The organism is Thermus thalpophilus (genome assembly GCF_022760915.1).
Lineage (GTDB): Bacteria > Deinococcota > Deinococci > Deinococcales > Thermaceae > Thermus > Thermus thalpophilus.
Genome location: NZ_JAKTNS010000042.1, coordinates 1 through 15,641 on the forward strand (window position 1 = coordinate 1; position 15,641 = coordinate 15,641).

The window sequence follows — 15,641 nt, forward strand, 5'->3', positions numbered from 1 at the left end:
ACGTGGGCGCAGGTCCATCCTAAAGGGGTGGTCCCACGTTTTGACGTGTACTGAGCTCACTCCGAAACCATCACCACCTCCACCACCACCTCCCCCGGCTTCAGGTCCCGCACCTTGACCTCGGCCACCCGGCCCGCCACGGGAGCGCGCACCAGCTGAGCCTCCGCGGTGCGGGTCCTCCGCCTCTCCAGGCGGGCGGCCTCGAGGCGGGCCTCCCGCATCCCCTCTTCCAGGCGGGCCCGCTCTCCGGCGCAGTCCAAGGCCAAACGGGTAAGGCGCCCCTCCAACTCCTCCACCCGCCCCTCGGCCTCCACCAGGCGCAGGCGGGGCTCGGCCCCCTGGGCCACCAGGTAGCGCAGGCGGGCCGCCTCCTCCCGGGCCCGGGCAAGCTTCCCTTTGAGCTCCTCCCGCTCGGCCCGGCACCGCTCCTCCAGCCGGGCCAGCTCCCCCTCAAGCCTCCGGGCCTCCTCCACCTTCTTCCGGGCCTGGTCCTCGAGGTCCTGCAGGGGGGCCTCGTCCACCCGGCGGGCGATGGGCTCGCCCTCCTCCACCCGGTCCCCCGGGCGCACCAGGAGGCCGGAGAGGGAGGAGAGGGAAAAAACCAGAGGGTGCACCTGGGGCAGGGCAGGGAGGGCGGGAAGCTCCAGGCTGGCCTCCTCCCCCCCGGGAGGAAAGGCGGCCCGCACCACCGCGCTCCCCGCCTGGAGGTAGAGGCCCGCGAGGGGGGCCAGGTCCTCGGGCCGGGCGGCGTGGAAAACCAGACGGGGCGGGTTCTGGCTGGCCTCCACCCGGGGGTAGGTCCCCACCAGGGGCACCAGGGGCGGGGGCTCAGCGGCGGGGCGGGCCTCCCCGGTGATCCAAACCCGGCGCGCCCCCCTAGGGAGGGCCTGGAGGAGATCACCCAAGAGCCTGCCCGAAAGGTCCAAACGCCACTCCCTGAGCACCTGGGGCCTCCCCTTCTGCATGCGCACCCGGTAGGCCACCACCTGCCCGTCCCGGCTCACGGCCAAGGTGCGGCCCAAGGCGTCCTCCACCAGAACCCCCTCCCGGCCCAGGGCCTCCACCACCAGGAAGCGCCCCTCCAGGGCCTCCTGGGTTTCCCGGTTGAAGCCCTTGACCTCGGCCCACACCTCCCAGCGCTCCCGCCAATCCAGGTAGTCCAGCACGGCCACCTCGGGGGTACCCACCAGGTGCCGGAAGGCGCTGGCGAAGCCCTGACCAGAGAGGGGCCAGAGGGCGAAGCCCACCAGGGCCAGGATCAGGGCCAGGGTGGCCTCCTGGGGGGAGGCGTAGCGGATCCTCCACTCCCGGGCGGAGAAGAACCAGAACTGAAGGCGCCAGGGCCAAAGGAGGGGCACGCCGTTCACGTTCAGGGTGTCCAGGAGCAGGTGGGAAAGGTAGCCCGCGAGGAAGGCCCAGTAAGCTCCCGGCTGGGCCCGGGCCAGGGGGTAGAGGAGGAAGGCCAGGACCAGGAGGAAGAGGAGGCTGTGGGTGAGGGTGCGGTGGCCGAACCTCCGCTCTAGGAAGGTGGAAAGAGGCCTCACGAACTTGCCGGGGCCTGAGGTGGTGGTGTCTATGTCTGGCATGACCGACCCCCAAGCCAGGGCCACCCCCTCTTGGAGCCCCACCTCGAGGCCCAACCCCCGAAGGAGGCTTGCGGTGAGGGCGGCCCCCGCCAGGTGGGTGCCCGCGGTCATTCGTCCAGGGCCTCCTCCAGAAGGCGGAGGGCCCGGTCCAGGTCAGGGACCCGGCCCGGGTGCAGTTCGTTGAGATCCAGCCACACCGCGGAGAGGAGGGCGTGGAGGCTTTGGGCCTCCTCCCGGGTGAGCACGCCCTGGACCTGGGCCTCTCGGTGGGCCAGCCGGGCCAGGAGCTTCTGGCGCTCGGCCTCGAGGCGGGCCACCTTCCCCTCCAGCTCCGCCACCCTTCGCCTCAGGTAGTCCAGCTCCTCCACCCTCATCGCTCCTCCTCGCACAACATGCCTTGAGCCTGGTAGAAGCGGACCTCCATCGTTTCCTCCTCCGGGTCGTCGGGGGAGAGGGCCAGGGTCCAGTGGGCGCAGGCGGGCGGAGGCACCGCCCCCCTCACCTGGAGGAAGCCCCCCGTGCCCGACTCCTCCAGCCGCACCCCGTTCCCCTCCAGCAGGAGGAGGACCACCCCCTCGGCCCTCACCCCCTCGGAGCGCAGGACCGCCTGAACCTCCTGCCCCCTCCGGTGGAGGGCCACGGTAAGCCGGAGGGGCGGGCCCTCCGCGGGAAGAACCTCCACCCCCTGGGGCCCAAATCGGTGGAGCCTGGGGGGAACCTCCTCCTGGTGCAGGGCCACCGGGGCCTCGCAGGCGGAGAGGGCTAGGGCCAGGACCGCCCCCACCCCCCAAGCACCCCTCAGGCCCACGGGCCACCCCCTGAAACCCGCCTAAACCCCCCTAGAAGGGCCGCGGAGGGGTGCCCCAAGGGGAGAGTGCCCCCCTTCTCCTCCAAAGGCTTTAAAAGCCCTTTTAAGGCCTCGGGGGAAACCCCCACCACCCGGGCCAGCTCCTCCAAGGCCAGGGCTAGGTCCAGGTTGGCCCGGTACAGGGCCAGTCGGGCCTGGGAGAGACGCTCCGCCCCCGCCAGGACCTCCGCGGGGGTGGCAGACCCCACCCGGGCCCGGGCCTTCAAAGCGGAGAGCTCGGCCTCCCGGGCTTCCACCCCGTCCGCCGCCGTGCGGGCCGCCTCCCGGGCCGCCAGGTAGCGGAAGAAAGCCCCGGCCACCCGCACCCGCACCTCCCGCCGGGCGGACTCCACCTTGGCCTCGATGGCCTGCAGGGCCCGGCTTCGGTCCTGGAAAAGGGCGGAGAGGTCCAGGCTAAGGCTCAGGCGGTAGGCCAGGGCCACCTGCTCATGGACCCCCGAGAGCTCGGCCCCTGCGGAGGCGGAAAGGGCCCCAGGCAGGCCCAGGGACTGACGGGCCGACTCCAGGTCGGCCAGGGCCTGGAGGTAGGCGGGATCCCGGGGCAGGGCCTCCGCCACCAGGCGGTCCAGGACCTTGGCCTCCGCCGCGGTAAGCCCGGGAGCCTGGGCCAGGACGGGCACCGCAAGCAGGGCGAGGAGAACGAGCCCCCTCACGCCGCCCCCTCCCTGGGCACCTGGAAGGCAGGAGCCCAAAGCAGGGCCGCTTCCTCCTTGAGGAGGAGGAAGGCCGCGTCAATCCCCCGCTGATAAAGCCGCCACTCCCCCCCCAGGCGGACCAGGTAGTACTGCCCCGTGGGGTCGGCCCGCACGAAGGAGGCCTCCTCCAGCGCCTTGAAGAACTCCGCCAGCTCCACCCTCACCGCACCATCACCGCCTTTCTGAGCCAGGGGGACAAGACCAAGAAGGCGGCGATGCCCAGCCCCCCGGCCACATACAAGTCCATCTCCCCGCGGGCCAGGCCCAGGTAACGGGCGGCGATGGCCACCCCACCCGCCACCAGGAGGATGGGGGCCAAAGCCACCCCCCGCTCCTCCCGTCGGGCCAGGCTCTCCGCGTAGCCCGTGCCCACATCCCGGTTGCGTACGATGTCCTCGGCGCTCACATAGCGCACCAAACGCTCCACCTCCCCGGGAATCCCCCCCGAGAGGGCCACCACCCGGGAGAGGTAGGCCTCGAGGTCCTCGGCCACCACCCCGTAGCGCTGGACTAGGGCCTCCGCCAGCTCCCGGGTTTCCCGGGGGGTGAGGGGCGGGAGGTCCACCCGGTCCAGACGCATCCAGAGCCGCTTGGTGTTGGCCTTCCTGAGGGTTTCGGGGTGCACGGCCAGGACCAAGGTCCCCACCTCCGCCAGGGCCACCAGCCAGGGGACCATGCTCCCCTGGACCCCGGTGGCGTCGTCCACCACCACCGTGGCCCGGTTCACCCCCCGCTCCCCGTAGCGGCGGAGGGCCTGGACCAGGCTCCGGGCCTTCTCCTCGTTGCTGGGGTAGCGCTTGCCCCAGGTGCGCAGGTCGGCCTCCACGTCCTTGGTGAGGTCCACCCCCTCCACGGGGATGCGGGCGTCCCAAAGGCCCCGGAAAAGGTCCTTTAGGAAGGCGCCAAAGGGGGCCACCCGGTCCGCCCACATCACCACGCTCCAGGCCTCGAGGGCAGGCCTAAGCTCTTCTAGGAGGGCGCTCTTTCCGTAGCCGGGCGGGGCCACCAGGACCACCCCCCGCCCTGAGCGCACGGAGAGGAGAACCGCGCGCCCCTCCTCCTTCCGGCCCACAAACATACTTCCAGACTAACAGACTTACAGACTCTGGAACTTCCGAACTTACAGACTCTGTAAGTTACAGATTTTGGAACTTCCAGACCTACAGACTTCCGAACTTCCAGACTTACAGACTTACGAACTTACAGACTTACAGAGTTGTGCCCCCCTTGCGCCCTGTGCGCACATCGGTTAGTATGCCTCCCGTGGCAAAGCCCCTCTTCCTGACCCCTGAGGAGCTGGCCCGGGCCCTGCGGGTGGACCCCGAAACGGTCCGGCGCTGGCTCAGGGAGGGGCAGGTGCGAGGCCAGAAGGCGGGCCGGCTCTGGCGGGTCCCCTGGGAAGAAGGGGTGCGGCTTCTCGGGGACGAGGGGCGCCTGGAGGAGGCCCTAAAGGAGGAGGCGTGAGAGTCCTGGCGGTGGTCAACGGCAAGGGGGGCGTGGGCAAGACCACCACCGCGGTGAACCTGGCGGCCATCCTGGCCGAGCAGGCCCCTGTTCTGCTGGTGGACGCGGACCCTCAGGGCTCGGCCTCCTGGTGGGCGGGCCGGGGGGAGATGCCTTTTGACCTCGCCCAGGAAACCGACCCCACCCTCCTCGCCCGCCTAAGGAAGGTGCGGGGCTACGGGGCGGTGGTGGTGGACACCCCACCCGCCCTACGCTCCAAGGCCCTGGAGGCGGTCCTGGAGGCCGCGGATTACCTGGTCCTTCCCACCCCGCCCGCCCCCTTGGACCTCGAGGCCCTGGTGGAGACCGTCCGCCGGGCGGTGCGCCCCGCGGGGGTGGCCCACCGGGTCCTTCTCACCCGGGTGGATCCCCGGAGCCTGGGGGAGGCCCTCGAGGCGCAAACTGCCCTCATGGAGGCCGGGGTGCCCGCCTTCCACGCCTTTGTGAGGGCCTACAAGGCCCACGAGCGGGCCGCCCTGGAGGGGCGGCCCATCACCCGCTGGCGGGGCCCCAATGCCCGCGAGGCGGAGGCGGACTACCGCCGGGTGGCGGAGGAGGTCCTAAGGGACCTGGGGGTGGAAGCCCTGGAGGCGGCATGAAGCGGAAGCGGCTGGCGGAGCTGGTGAGGGAGGAGGCAGAGGGGCTGAAGGAGGCCCCCCAGGTGGAGCCCTCCCCCGAGGAAGCCCCCCAGGAGAGGGCTCCGGAAGGCCCCTCCGAACCCGCCCAGCCCACCGGCCCCAAATACCTCACCTATGTCCGCAAGGAGTGCCGCCTCCGCCCGGACCAGCTGGACGCCCTCACCCAGCTCGCCCGGAGGCTAAACCGGGAGCGGAGGGGGAGGGGGGAGAGGATAACGGAGAACACGCTCATCCGGATGGCGGTGGACCTCCTCCTGAGGGAGGCTGGCCCCTCAGGGGAAGGCCTCTCCGCCCTGCTGGGCCCTGACAGTGGAAGGGCGTGAGGTGGACTTCCACGTCCCCGAAGAAAAGCTCACGGGGTACCTCCTCAACCCCCAGCACCCCGTAGGCCGGGGAAAGGCGGCTTTCTTCCTAGCTTTGGGGTTCTCCCGCCAGAACCCCGAGGCCCTCACCCAGGCCCTCGTCGTCCAGGCCCGAGAGGCCCCGGAAAGGGCGGTCCAGCCCGCCCCCGAAGGGGAAAAGCTGATCTGCATCGGTCCCCTCGCCACCCCTTCCGGAAAACGCCCGTGGGTGGTGAGCGTTTGGTACCTTGAAAGGGGAAAGGACACGGCCCGCCTAGTGACGGCCTATCCCTATAGGAGGCGCGAGGATGCGGGAAGGTGACCTGGTGGCCCTAAAAGTGGACCGGCCAGAATCCGGCCTGAGGAAAGGGGACGTGGGGGCTGTGGTCCTGGTCTACCCGGGAGGGGAGACCTACGCGGTGGAGTTCGTGGACCACCGCGGGGAGACGGTGGCCCTCCTGGACCTCACCCGGGAGGAGGTGGAACCCCTCCGGGGCTCGGCCATTTTGCACCTGAGGGAAACGGCCTAGACTCCAGGCTTCTATCTCAATAGCTCTGTGAGCCTGGGAAGGAAGTAGGCTAGATTTTCCTCGTAAAGGGCAGGGCCGTGCTTGATCCTCGTGATCCTTGTACCGCCGGTTTGCTCATCCGGGAGAACCTTATAGTAGTTCATCCATAAACCAACAATCTTCCCCTTGGGTTCATAGCTTATCGCGAAAGCAAAGGGTCTATAAATAGGAGGGCTTTTATCGTTCCAAAAGGTGATGATGGCACGAACATGGGGCTTCCACTCGTCTCCTTCGGCGAGCGTTTTCTGTATGGGGATGTAGGCCTCCTGCCCGCAAGCGGGACAAATAATCCAGCCCTTCGGGTCCCTATGTTTTTGGACGATGTCTTCTATGGTTAACCCTTTAGCCTCTTGACCACAGCGTGGGCAAACTATCTTAAAAAGATTCGGCCCCTGACTACGTTTAGCCGGCATCTTTAATCCTCACTTTCAGCCGGATTATAGCTTCTCCTCGCAAACGAGGGAAGCCTGCTCACCCCAACACATCCGGCAGCGCCCGGGCCGCCTCCTCCAGGCGCTTCCGGCTCACGTGCACGTAGACCTGGGTGGTGGCGATGGAGCTGTGGCCCAGGAGCTCCTTCACCTCGTCTATCCCCCGCCCCGCCTCCACCAGGGCGCTGGCGTAGGAGTGCCTCAGCTTGTGGGGCGTGATGCGGGCCCAGTCCTTCAGCCCCGCCCTGCGGGCCACCCGCTTCACCATGGCCTCCACCGCCCGCACGCTGAAGGGCTCGCCCCGCCTCGGCCCCGAGGTGTGGCTCCAGATGTAGGGGCTGGTGGGGTGCCCCTCCAGGTTCCGGTGCTTGAGCCACTGGTGGAGGGCCCGCTGGGCCGTGGGGGAGAGGACCACCACCCGCTCCCGGTCCCCCTTCCCCTTCACCCGGATGGCGTGGGGGATCCCGTCCTGGTAGGTGAGGTCGCCGTAGGTGAGGGCCAGGGCCTCGGAGATGCGCAGGCCCGTGCCGTAGAGGAAGGCCAGGAGGGCCCAGTCCCGGAGGCCCACCCGGGGGGAGCGGTTCTTGTAGGCCGCCTCCAGGAGCCGGGCCACCTCCGGGGGGGTGAGGTAGACGGGGAGCCTGCGGGGGAGCTTGGGCCGCTTCACCCCCTGGGTGGGGTCCTGGAGGATGGGCAGGCCCTCCACCTCCACCAGGTAGCGGAAGAACTTCCTGAGGCTGGCGAGGAGCCTACCCGAGCGCTGGGGCCCCACCTCCCGGCCCGCCAGGAAGGCGCGGACCTGCTGGCTTCCCACCTCTTCAAAGCGGGGGGGCCTGCCGTAGCGCTCGCGGAACCAGCGGAGGAAGAGGGCGATGTCCCGGAGGTACTCCTGGGCCGTGCGGGGGGAGCGGCCCTCCTCCATCTCCAGGTAGCGGCGGAAGCGGGCCAGGACCTCGGCGTGGGGCTCTCGGGGGTCGTTCACGGGGCACCTCCTGGGGCCGGGGGCGGAAGTGGCCTCGAGGCCCCCCACCCCGGCTTTAGCAAAGTATAGCATTCGTGAAAGAATGGTTTGGCGAAATTTCACACCGGAGCCCCGTCCGCGGAGAAGCGCCGACGGGAAGGGCAAAAACCTCGGAAAGCGGGGCCTTTTTCCTGGGCGGGGCCCCCACAAAAGGTTGCGACAAAAGACGCGAGTTGGCGCAAAATCTACAGACTTACAGACTTCCAGACTTACAGACTCTGGCACTCTGGAAGTTACAGAGTTTTTCCGTTCCATACGCGCCTGTGCGTTAACATAGGGGCATGCGTGAGGGCTCCGAGGAGTTCAGGGACCCCCTGGGCGGCAGGCTCCTCCTCACCTACGCCGAGGTGCAGAGGGCTCTGGGGGTTTCCCGGACAACGGTCTGGCGGCTGGTGCAGAAGGGAAGCCTGAAGGTGGTTTACCCCACCTCCGGCTCCCCCCGCATCACCCGGGAGAGCCTCGAGGCCTTCCTCCGCTCCCTGTCCTCTGGGGAGATAGAGGGCCGGGGACGGGGCAAGCCCCTGGTGGACCGGGCCAAGGAGGTCCTGAGGAGGTTCGGGCTTTGATGGAGGAAAGGGAGGCGCCTGCCGCCCAGGAGAACCAGGCGGAGCGGAGGAAACCCCACATCGCCCACCAGGCCACCCTCTTCCTGGAGGGGCGCCTCACGGAGGAGGGCTTCAGTAGCCCGCGCCTCCCCAGGGGGTGCGGGGTGGAGCTGGCGGGCCACGCCGGGGCCAACCCCGAGGCTCACCTGGGGGAGGGCCACTTCACCCTCTGGCCCCGCACGGACGGGGAGGGGCGGCTCATCCAGGTGCAGGTGGCCCTCAAGCTCCAGCGCCCCATGGAGGGCACGGAGCTCCAGGTCCACGGCCTCCTCCTCTACGCGGACCGGAAAAAGCTGGTGGTCCTCATCCAGCCCAAGAGCGCAGAGCCCTTCCGCCTCATCCTCCTCCGGGCCAGGGGGTTCACCGCCCGGCTGGAGCCCAAGAAGGCCTACCGCCTGGAGGGAAGCCTCCGGGGGAGGCGCCTCTTTGTGGAGCGGGCCTACCCCCTGGGGAAGTGGGTCCTGGCCCGGAAGGGGGAAAGGCCCATGCCCGAGCCCATCGAGGGGGACCGGAACCCCTACTGGGACGGCACCCGGAGGGGCAGGAGGCCCAGGGGGGAGAGGGAAGGAGCAGGGGAGACCCCGCCCGCGGAGGCCCCAAAGCCTTCCCAGGCCCCGCCTCCGCCTCCGCCCCCCGAGCCCGAGCCGGAGCCCCCGCCCCCCCTGCCCCGGGGGCAGGTGGTGGGCCTCACGGGGAGCGGCCCCTACTGGCTGGTGGTGCGCCCGGAGGCGGTGCGGGAGTGGTGGCCCCGGGTGGAGCGGTTTCTGCCGGACCTCACCCGTCGGCACGAGGTGCGGACCTACCCCGACGGGACACGGGCGGTGGTGTGCGGGGACCTGGAAGCCCTCAAGGTGTGGTGGAAGCGGGTGGTGAGGGGCTAGGCCACCCGCCACTGGGGGAGGTTTCGGGCCAGGGGGAGGAAGCCCCCCTCGTTCAGGAGGCGGGCGAAGAGGGCCCCCGGGCGCTGGATCCGCCGCTTCCTGGGGCTGTAGAGGGTGGTGTGGACCGCCGCCCGGGTGCGCCCCAGGGCCCAGGCCACCGTCTTCAGGGCATCCCGGCTCATTCCGTAGAGCTCCATCCTGAGGGCCGACCAGAGCACGTGGGCGTAGAAGCGCACGCTCCCGGGGTCGCAGAACTCCTCGGCCAGGGCCCGGGCAAGGGCCTCAACTCCAGCCCGCCGGGCCCTCGGCTTGGCCCGGAGCAGGGCGGTGAGAGAGTCTATATCTAACGGAGGATTCTGCTTCGCTAGGGGGGATAACGGGAAGGACAAGAGAAACTCCCTAGCCCTTAAACCCAAACCTCCTTTAGGAGGTTTTTCTTTAGACTCTCTCACTAGGTTCCAGGCCGTGCGCTTGGCCTCCACATCCCCCTCCAGGTCCCGCCAGGGGTGCTCCAGGTCCTCCCTCAGGAGCTTGAGCCGGCCCTCCCGTCCGGGGAGGCGCACCGCGAATACCGTTCCTGCGGCGTACACCCCCGTCCGCCCCCTGAGGGTGGCCCGCGCCCGCCAGGCCCGCCGCAGGACTAGGCCCCGGGCCTCGAGGCCCCCCAGGGCCCGGTACAGGGTGGCCAAGGAAACCCCTGCCGCCAGGGCCAGGGCCTCCGCCGGGGCGAAGGCCACCACCCCCACCAGGGCCCTGGGGACCCTTGGGGTGTGCCGGAAGTGGTGGGCCAGCCCCAGGACCAGGAGGAGACGGTAGACCCTCCGCTCCCGCTCGGGGAGGTCCTCCAGGGCCTCGGGGTGGGCCTGGAGCATGCGCTCGGCCTCCGCCTCGGGGTCCGGGGGGGCCAGGGTGGGCCGGGGTGGGGTCCTCCTCAGCTCCTCCGGGGTGGGGCGGGTCAGCCCGGAAGGGCTAAGCTTGAGGCTCCGGAGGGCCTCCCCTGGCCTGGGGGCCGGGGCCTGCCCCGGGTCCTTCAGGGGCTCGGCAGGGGCCCCTGGACCCCCCTCCAGAAGGACCCGGTAGAGGGGGGGAAGCTCCTCCCCCCGGGCCCGCTTCCTCCGGGCCAGGGCCTCCAGAAAGGCCCGGCCCCGCTCCGAAACGCCTTCTTGATAATCCTTCCCTTCAAACTCCTGTTGGGGCATAAACCCCTCCCGCTTTTCCGCGTTGGGGACGGTTCTCCCCCGCGCGGGCCTCTAAGCCCTCTTGCCTTTCCCGCTGGGAGGGGGTAGGGTTGAGAAAGGTAAGCAAAAACTTCTGCCGCGGGTGTGCCCCTCCCAACGGGGACCTCTCTTTTTGTCCTACGCGGCCCTGCCGCTCTGGGTCCCAGGGGGACCCCGTCTTCCCATTGCCCGGCATTATACCAGGCCAAAGGGTTGAGAAGAGGGACCTGACCGGAACCATTCCCCTACTGCTATCACCTCCAGGGAGAAAGGTCAATGGGGTCAACTCGGGCATGTCAACAGGCGTGATAGATTTCACCTGATTTTTTAAGGGGGACAAATATCCATCTAAAGCTGTAAAATCCGAAGTCAAGATGTCAGGAGAAAGAGGGGAAATCCGCAGAATCAATGCAAAACCCGTGCAGGACGGTAAAAATCTCGTGCCCCGGAGGCGCCGACCCCTCTTCCGGGAGGGGGGGGAGCTGGACCTCGAGGCCGTCCGCCAGTTCCTCCAGATGGGCCGCTACAGCGAGGCGGAGCGGGCCCTGGACGCGGTTCCCCAGCCCTCGAGGCCGGAGTGGCTCAGGCTGAAGGGCTGGGCCCGGCTCCACCTGGGGGACGAGCGGGGCCTGGAGATGGTGCGGAAGGCGGCCCGGATGGTCCGGGAGGGGGCAGGCTGGTACTGGCAGGACCTGGGGGCCCTCCTCTTTCGCCTGGGGCGCTGGCAGGAGGCGGAGGAGGCTCTCCTCAAGGCCCTGGACCTCTTCACCGCGGAGGAGGACCACCTGGGCCGGGCCTGGGCCCTGCACGGCCTAGGGGTGGCCCATCTGCACCAGGGGAGCCTGGGCTGGGCCCTGAGGCGGGGGGAGGAGGCCCTGGCGGTGGTGCGGGCCAAGGCCCTGGGGCGCTTCCGAAGCCGAGTCCTGGTCCTCCTCTCCGCAGTACACCGGGCCCGGGGGGAGCTGAGGGAAGCCCTTTACCGGGCAAGGCAGGCGGTGGAGGGGAAACTGGACCCGGATGACCGGGTGGTGGCTCTGCGGGCCCTGGGCACGGCCCTGCGCCTCGCGGGAAGGCCCGCCCAGGGGCGGGAGCGCCTGGAGGAGGCCCTCAAGCTGGCGGGGGAGGGGATCCGGCGGGGGGCGGTGCTGGCGGAGCTCTCCGCCTGCTACCTGGCCCTAGGCTGGAGGCGGGAGGCCCAGCGCACGGCGGGAGAGGCCCTGGACCTGCTGGACACCCACGCCCCGGGCCGAGCGCGGGTTCTGGTGGTGCTGGCGGAGATGGCCCGGCGGGAGGGCAAACCGGAGGGGGTGCGGGGCCTCCTGGAGGAGGCCCTCAGCCTGGGGCCCTACCCCCTCATGGAGGAGGCCCTGGCCTTCCCTCAGCTCTTCGCCTTGGCGGAGGAGCAGGGGCTGAGCCTCCCCCGCAGTCGGCGGGCCCCGGAGCGCCCCAAGGTGAAGCTGGACCCCGAGGGGCGGCGGATGTGGGTGGGCCGGAGGGAGGTGCCCCTTGAGGGCTCGGGGCGGGCCTTTGACCTGCTGGTGCTGTTGGCCCAGGAGGGACCCCTACCCTGGCAGGAGGCGGCCTTCCGGCTTTGGGAAGAGGTGGGGGAGGACATCCGCAAACGGCTCCACACCACGGCCTCGAGGGCCCGGGACCTGGTGGCCGACCGGGAAGCGGTGGTGTGGCGGGGGGAAGTGCTGGAGCTGGACGGGAGGAGGCGGTGGGCGATAGTTGGGTAGTCGCTAGCTGCCCTAGAAGCAAAGTGCTAACATGAAAAGCATGAAACAGAAGAAACCAAAAATCGACGTAGGCCCTCATGGAGATCAGTGGGCAGTTAAGGAAACCGGTAAAGAAAAACCTCTAGCAACCTTCGAACGAAAAAAGGAGGCAGAAGAATACGGCAGGAAGCTCGCAAAGGAAATGGAAACAGAGCTGATTATTCGTGGCAAAGACGGCAAAATCCAAGACAAAGACAGCTACGGAAACGACCCTCATCCCCCCAAGGACAAAAAGCACTAACTCCTAGCCCGATAAGCCCCCGCCCTGGACCCGGCAGGGGGGCGCACCACCTCCAAGAGCCCCCGCTCCACCAAGGCCCGGATGGCCCTGTTGACCACCACAGGGCTCATCTCCAGCGCTTCAGCAACCTTTTTTATGGAGTACTCCCCTTCCCCCTCGGCCCATATATGGAACCACACCAGGCGGGCTGAGCAGGGCAGGTCCTTGAACCGCTCAGGTCGGTACATCGGACGCCGAGGCATGGCCGCAGTTTACCGGCGGGCAGGGCCCGGCGCGTCCCCCGAGGGGCGAAGCTTCCGCGCGGCGGCGTGTACGGCGCGCGGAGCGAGCCCCGAGGGGGCGGCCCCCGGGCCGAGCGTCAGCTGGACCGCGGCGGCATGTACGGCGCGGCGGCCCGGGGGCCGAGCGCCGGGCCGGAGGGGAGCCGTGCGCCCGCGGCGGGTGGTGGGCAAGGGCGCGCCCCGGCCCGCCGCCCCCCCTCGCGGGGGGCAGGCGAGGCCGGGGCTTACCCTCATCCCTCCGGGGCTGGCCCGCTGGAGCCCGCCAGGAGGGTGAGAACCCTCACGGCCTCACGCTCTAGGGCCCAGGCGGTGCGGGCCATCTCGAGGTTGGCCTCGGCCACCCGGTAAACGGCCCGGGCGGTGCGGAGGGCCTCCTCTTCCTCGCGGGTCCTCTCCAAGAGTTCAGCCTGGCGGGCTTCGGCGTTCCGCCCCTCGAGGCCCCCCAGGATGGCCCGGGCCCGGGCATCCTCCAGGGCGTCCATGGCGGACTCGTAGGCCAGGCGGGCCTCGGCGTGGGCGGCGATGGCGGCGATGAGGGCGTGGGCCCGGTCGCGCAGGGTGGAAAGGGCCTCCTCCAGGTGCTCCTTCAAGTCCTTCAGGTCTTGGGTCATGGTTCCTCCAGGGAGAAAAGGGGGGGCGGGCGCCCCCCCTTGGGCTACTTCTTCCCCCCGAGCCCCTTCACCTCGTCGGAAAGGGGCTGGACGGTGCCGTGGGCCTGGGTGCCGTGGGCCTTGACCGGGGCCGCGAGGGCCAGGAGGGCGAGGAGGGCGAGGACGAGGGCGCGCATTAGCGGACCTCCTCCGCTTCCGCGGCCCGGCGGGCGGCCTCGAGGCGGGCCTCCTCCAGGAAGGCCGTCATAGTGGCGTCGTAGTTCAGGACATCGGAGAAGGCCGAGGCCAGGGCGAGGACGCTCTGGAGGGCCTCCTCCATGTCCCGGACGCGGAGGTACGGGGTGAGGTAGCTGTCGGCCTCCCCAGCCAGGACCCAGCCGTACAACTCGGCCGCCTTCTTGCGGACCTCGCGGATCTGCCAAGCGGCCCTGCGGATGGCCTCTTCCCTGGTAAGAACTTGAGCCCGTGCCTTAAACTCGTTCACGGTTCCCCCTTTCTGGAACCCGGAGGCCCGGCTCTTGGCGGGGTGGGGCCTCCGTTTTCCAACTCAAATAGTAGCATACAAAAGTCAGGAAGTCAAGCCTTTTAAGGGAAAACTTCTTCCCTAAAAGAGGCACCACCCCACCCCGGGGATCCCGGGGCAGGGGGGAAGGCGAAAGGGCTAGAGGAGGGACACCTGGGCCGGGGGCAGGGCCCACCCGGGCACTCCGGCCAGGGCCAGGGGCACCCACCCGGGCCCCGAGGGGCGGGGCTCCCCCGCCACCCACACGGGGAGGGCGGCCTCGAGGGCCAGGCGGAGGGCGAGGGCGGAGCCAGGGCCCAGGGCGGGGGCACCCCCCACAGGGGGGAAGACCAGGAGGCAGGAGGCCCGGGGCCCCACCCCAGGCCCCCCCAGGACCACGGCCCGGGTGCGCTGGGCCAGCTTGGCCTTGGGCGGCCCAGGGAAGCTGGAGGCCTCCACCACCACCGCAGAGGGGGAGGCCAAGCGCACCACGGCATCCACCCCGCGCTGGTCCCCTACCCGCACCACCCCCCCGGAGGCCAGGACCAGGGCCACCACGGGGGCCGCAGGCCACGGGGAACCGTGCCGGGAACCCGCCACCGCCACCACACCGGAGAGAGGAAGCACCTAAGACCACCCCCAACCACCCGCGCACCTTTCCCGCGACGGGCGCAGGGGCCCAACCAGGGCGGGCGGAGGGCCGGAGGCAAGGCTGGGGTAGGGGCCCCACCCGCAGGGCTTGGCCTTGCCGGAGGCCCGGAGCTGCCCACAATGGGCCCCAGCCCGGCGCGGGAAAAGGGAAATCCATCCACTTGCGGCGCAGGCCCCCTGCCCCCCTCCGGGGTGAGGCCGACGGGGAGGGGGGCGGGGGGCCGAGCATCGGGGGGTGGGGGGAGGGGGCGGGGGAGGCTGTGGCGGACCAAAAACCCGACAAGTTCTGTCGCCCAGAGGGGGAGGAGCAAAATAGGACCATGCTCCCCTCCCTACGGGCCCTCCTCGCCCTCCCCCTACTGCTCACCCTGGCCCTAGCCCTCTCCCCTCAGGGGAAGCTCCAAGGGCCTGTGCGGGTGGTGCGGGTGGTGGACGGGGACACGGTGGAGCTTCAGGGCCTAGGGCCGGTGCGGCTCATCGGGATAGACGCGCCGGAAAGCTCGTACAACCAGAGGACCTCCGGGGCGGAGGAGGTGAGGCTGGGCCTCGAGGCGAAGGCCTTCCTTACCCGGATGCTCTCGGGCAGGGCGGTCTATGTGGAGCTGGACGTCCAGGAGCGGGACCGGTACCGCCGGGTGCTGGCCTACCTGTACCTGGAGGACCCCAGGGGGGACTGGAGCTATGGGGGCAAGAGGTTCCGCCAGGTGAACCTGGAGCTGGTGCGGGCGGGCTGGGCCGAGCCCTACACCGTGCCTCCCAACGTCCGCTACGCGGAGCTGTACCTCCAGGCATCCCGGCAGGCTAGGGCTAAGGGCCTGGGGATGTGGGGCGGGGGCTCAGGGGGTGGGCCTCGAGGCGGAAGGTCCAACTGCGACCCGGCCTACCCCACGGTGTGCATCCCCCCACCCCCGCCGGACCTGGATTGCGGGGAGATTCCCCACCGCAACTTCCAGGTTCTCCCCCCGGATCCTCACCGGTTTGATCGGGACAGGGACGGGGTGGGGTGCGAGAGATGAACCTCTGATCACCTAAGTTTCCAAGCTAGTACACTTGAAACCATGGTCTGGTTGGAAGTCCTGGTGCTCCTTCTTCTTTCCCTGGTCCCGTTTTTAGCCCAGGCCCTCTCCCCCGAAGACGAGCCTCAAGAAGAGAACCCTTAACTCACTCCGCTATGTACACGTCAAAACCTCCATAGGGCATAACCCCAAGGGACTTCCGCGCC

The 15,641-nt window shown here is 69.6% G+C and carries 24 protein-coding genes; 10 read left to right on the forward strand and 14 right to left on the reverse strand.

The genetic code is table 11. The features are described from left to right. Positions 1 to 56 precede the first annotated feature (56 nt). From L0D17_RS13650 to L0D17_RS11575, 6 genes are read right to left on the reverse strand one after another with little or no spacing between them, the layout of a single operon-like run. The gene (locus L0D17_RS13650) at positions 57 to 1,697 is read right to left on the reverse strand and encodes a metal-dependent hydrolase (RefSeq protein ID WP_279231772.1); all 1,641 of its coding nucleotides are present in this window, start codon (positions 1,695 to 1,697) and stop codon (positions 57 to 59) included. Continuing rightward, positions 1,694 to 1,960 carry a hypothetical protein gene (locus L0D17_RS11555; RefSeq protein ID WP_243095469.1) on the reverse strand — a complete coding sequence of 89 codons (267 nt, stop codon included), beginning with the start codon at positions 1,958 to 1,960 and terminating at the stop codon, positions 1,694 to 1,696. Before L0D17_RS11555 ends, L0D17_RS13650 begins: the two co-directional genes overlap by 4 nt. Continuing rightward, the gene (locus tag L0D17_RS11560; protein WP_243095470.1) at positions 1,957 to 2,394 is read right to left on the reverse strand and encodes a hypothetical protein; all 438 of its coding nucleotides are present in this window, start codon (positions 2,392 to 2,394) and stop codon (positions 1,957 to 1,959) included. Before L0D17_RS11560 ends, L0D17_RS11555 begins: the two co-directional genes overlap by 4 nt. Then, positions 2,385 to 3,107 (reverse strand): TolC family protein, encoded by a 723-nt coding sequence (locus tag L0D17_RS11565; protein WP_243095451.1) that lies wholly within the window; start codon positions 3,105 to 3,107, stop codon positions 2,385 to 2,387. Before L0D17_RS11565 ends, L0D17_RS11560 begins: the two co-directional genes overlap by 10 nt. Further along, the gene (locus L0D17_RS11570; protein WP_243095452.1) at positions 3,104 to 3,313 is read right to left on the reverse strand and encodes a hypothetical protein; all 210 of its coding nucleotides are present in this window, start codon (positions 3,311 to 3,313) and stop codon (positions 3,104 to 3,106) included. Before L0D17_RS11570 ends, L0D17_RS11565 begins: the two co-directional genes overlap by 4 nt. Beyond that, positions 3,310 to 4,227, reverse strand: a complete 918-nt coding sequence (locus L0D17_RS11575; protein WP_243095453.1) for a P-loop NTPase family protein — start codon at positions 4,225 to 4,227, stop codon at positions 3,310 to 3,312. Before L0D17_RS11575 ends, L0D17_RS11570 begins: the two co-directional genes overlap by 4 nt. 176 nt (positions 4,228 to 4,403) lie before the next feature. Here L0D17_RS11575 and L0D17_RS11580 point away from each other — a divergent pair, with 176 nt between their 5' ends. From L0D17_RS11580 to L0D17_RS11600, 5 genes are read left to right on the forward strand one after another with little or no spacing between them, the layout of a single operon-like run. After that, on the forward strand, positions 4,404 to 4,613 hold the full coding sequence (locus L0D17_RS11580) for a helix-turn-helix domain-containing protein (RefSeq protein WP_243095454.1): 210 nt from the start codon (positions 4,404 to 4,406) through the stop codon (positions 4,611 to 4,613). Further along, positions 4,610 to 5,251: a ParA family protein gene (locus L0D17_RS11585; protein ID WP_243095455.1), complete on the forward strand. Its 642-nt coding sequence runs from the start codon at positions 4,610 to 4,612 to the stop codon at positions 5,249 to 5,251. The genes L0D17_RS11580 and L0D17_RS11585 overlap by 4 nt, the downstream gene beginning before the upstream one ends. Beyond that, on the forward strand, positions 5,248 to 5,613 hold the full coding sequence (locus L0D17_RS11590; protein WP_243095456.1) for an ATPase: 366 nt from the start codon (positions 5,248 to 5,250) through the stop codon (positions 5,611 to 5,613). Before L0D17_RS11585 ends, L0D17_RS11590 begins: the two co-directional genes overlap by 4 nt. A 1-nt stretch (position 5,614) precedes the next feature. Continuing rightward, the gene (locus tag L0D17_RS11595; RefSeq protein ID WP_243095457.1) at positions 5,615 to 5,953 is read left to right on the forward strand and encodes a DUF6883 domain-containing protein; all 339 of its coding nucleotides are present in this window, start codon (positions 5,615 to 5,617) and stop codon (positions 5,951 to 5,953) included. Then, positions 5,940 to 6,161 carry a DUF4926 domain-containing protein gene (locus L0D17_RS11600; protein WP_018461228.1) on the forward strand — a complete coding sequence of 74 codons (222 nt, stop codon included), beginning with the start codon at positions 5,940 to 5,942 and terminating at the stop codon, positions 6,159 to 6,161. Before L0D17_RS11595 ends, L0D17_RS11600 begins: the two co-directional genes overlap by 14 nt. 11 nt (positions 6,162 to 6,172) lie before the next feature. On the opposite strand, the gene L0D17_RS11605 is transcribed toward L0D17_RS11600, so the two are convergent. Both L0D17_RS11605 and L0D17_RS11610 read right to left on the reverse strand, forming a co-directional pair. After that, entirely contained in the window at positions 6,173 to 6,613 is a 441-nt protein-coding gene (locus L0D17_RS11605; RefSeq protein WP_243095458.1) for a hypothetical protein, read from the reverse strand. Positions 6,614 to 6,671: 58 nt separating this feature from the next. Then, positions 6,672 to 7,613, reverse strand: coding sequence for a tyrosine-type recombinase/integrase (locus L0D17_RS11610; RefSeq protein WP_243095459.1), 942 nt, complete (start codon positions 7,611 to 7,613; stop codon positions 6,672 to 6,674). A gap of 320 nt (positions 7,614 to 7,933) precedes the next feature. On the opposite strand from L0D17_RS11610, the gene L0D17_RS11615 reads away from it, so the two are divergent. Further along, positions 7,934 to 8,218 (forward strand): helix-turn-helix domain-containing protein, encoded by a 285-nt coding sequence (locus L0D17_RS11615; protein ID WP_243095460.1) that lies wholly within the window; start codon positions 7,934 to 7,936, stop codon positions 8,216 to 8,218. After that, on the forward strand, positions 8,218 to 9,138 hold the full coding sequence (locus tag L0D17_RS11620) for a hypothetical protein (RefSeq protein ID WP_243095461.1): 921 nt from the start codon (positions 8,218 to 8,220) through the stop codon (positions 9,136 to 9,138). The genes L0D17_RS11615 and L0D17_RS11620 overlap by 1 nt, the downstream gene beginning before the upstream one ends. Here the strand turns inward: L0D17_RS11620 and L0D17_RS11625 are convergent. Next, complete coding sequence (locus L0D17_RS11625; protein WP_243095462.1) at positions 9,135 to 10,337, reverse strand: hypothetical protein; 1,203 nt, start codon at positions 10,335 to 10,337, stop codon at positions 9,135 to 9,137. The genes L0D17_RS11620 and L0D17_RS11625 overlap by 4 nt on opposite strands. A gap of 458 nt (positions 10,338 to 10,795) precedes the next feature. Between L0D17_RS11625 and L0D17_RS13655 the strand changes: the two genes are divergently transcribed. Both L0D17_RS13655 and L0D17_RS11640 read left to right on the forward strand, forming a co-directional pair. After that, positions 10,796 to 12,094 carry a tetratricopeptide repeat protein gene (locus L0D17_RS13655; protein ID WP_341474694.1) on the forward strand — a complete coding sequence of 433 codons (1,299 nt, stop codon included), beginning with the start codon at positions 10,796 to 10,798 and terminating at the stop codon, positions 12,092 to 12,094. 40 nt (positions 12,095 to 12,134) lie between these two features. Continuing rightward, complete coding sequence (locus L0D17_RS11640; protein WP_243095463.1) at positions 12,135 to 12,374, forward strand: DUF2188 domain-containing protein; 240 nt, start codon at positions 12,135 to 12,137, stop codon at positions 12,372 to 12,374. On the opposite strand, the gene L0D17_RS11645 is transcribed toward L0D17_RS11640, so the two are convergent. From L0D17_RS11645 to L0D17_RS11660, 5 genes are all read right to left on the reverse strand, one after another. Next, positions 12,371 to 12,616, reverse strand: a complete 246-nt coding sequence (locus L0D17_RS11645; RefSeq protein WP_243095464.1) for a MarR family transcriptional regulator — start codon at positions 12,614 to 12,616, stop codon at positions 12,371 to 12,373. The two genes, L0D17_RS11640 and L0D17_RS11645, sit on opposite strands and share 4 nt — an antisense overlap. 269 nt (positions 12,617 to 12,885) lie before the next feature. After that, positions 12,886 to 13,266 carry a hypothetical protein gene (locus L0D17_RS11650; protein WP_243095465.1) on the reverse strand — a complete coding sequence of 127 codons (381 nt, stop codon included), beginning with the start codon at positions 13,264 to 13,266 and terminating at the stop codon, positions 12,886 to 12,888. A gap of 44 nt (positions 13,267 to 13,310) precedes the next feature. Next, positions 13,311 to 13,442, reverse strand: coding sequence for a hypothetical protein (locus L0D17_RS13660; RefSeq protein ID WP_279231773.1), 132 nt, complete (start codon positions 13,440 to 13,442; stop codon positions 13,311 to 13,313). Then, positions 13,442 to 13,750 carry a hypothetical protein gene (locus tag L0D17_RS11655; protein ID WP_243095466.1) on the reverse strand — a complete coding sequence of 103 codons (309 nt, stop codon included), beginning with the start codon at positions 13,748 to 13,750 and terminating at the stop codon, positions 13,442 to 13,444. The genes L0D17_RS13660 and L0D17_RS11655 overlap by 1 nt, the downstream gene beginning before the upstream one ends. Before the next feature lie 177 nt (positions 13,751 to 13,927). Beyond that, on the reverse strand, positions 13,928 to 14,377 hold the full coding sequence (locus L0D17_RS11660) for a hypothetical protein (RefSeq protein WP_243095467.1): 450 nt from the start codon (positions 14,375 to 14,377) through the stop codon (positions 13,928 to 13,930). Positions 14,378 to 14,739: 362 nt separating this feature from the next. Between L0D17_RS11660 and L0D17_RS11665 the strand changes: the two genes are divergently transcribed. Further along, positions 14,740 to 15,435, forward strand: a complete 696-nt coding sequence (locus L0D17_RS11665; protein ID WP_243095468.1) for a thermonuclease family protein — start codon at positions 14,740 to 14,742, stop codon at positions 15,433 to 15,435. Positions 15,436 to 15,641 lie beyond the last annotated feature (206 nt).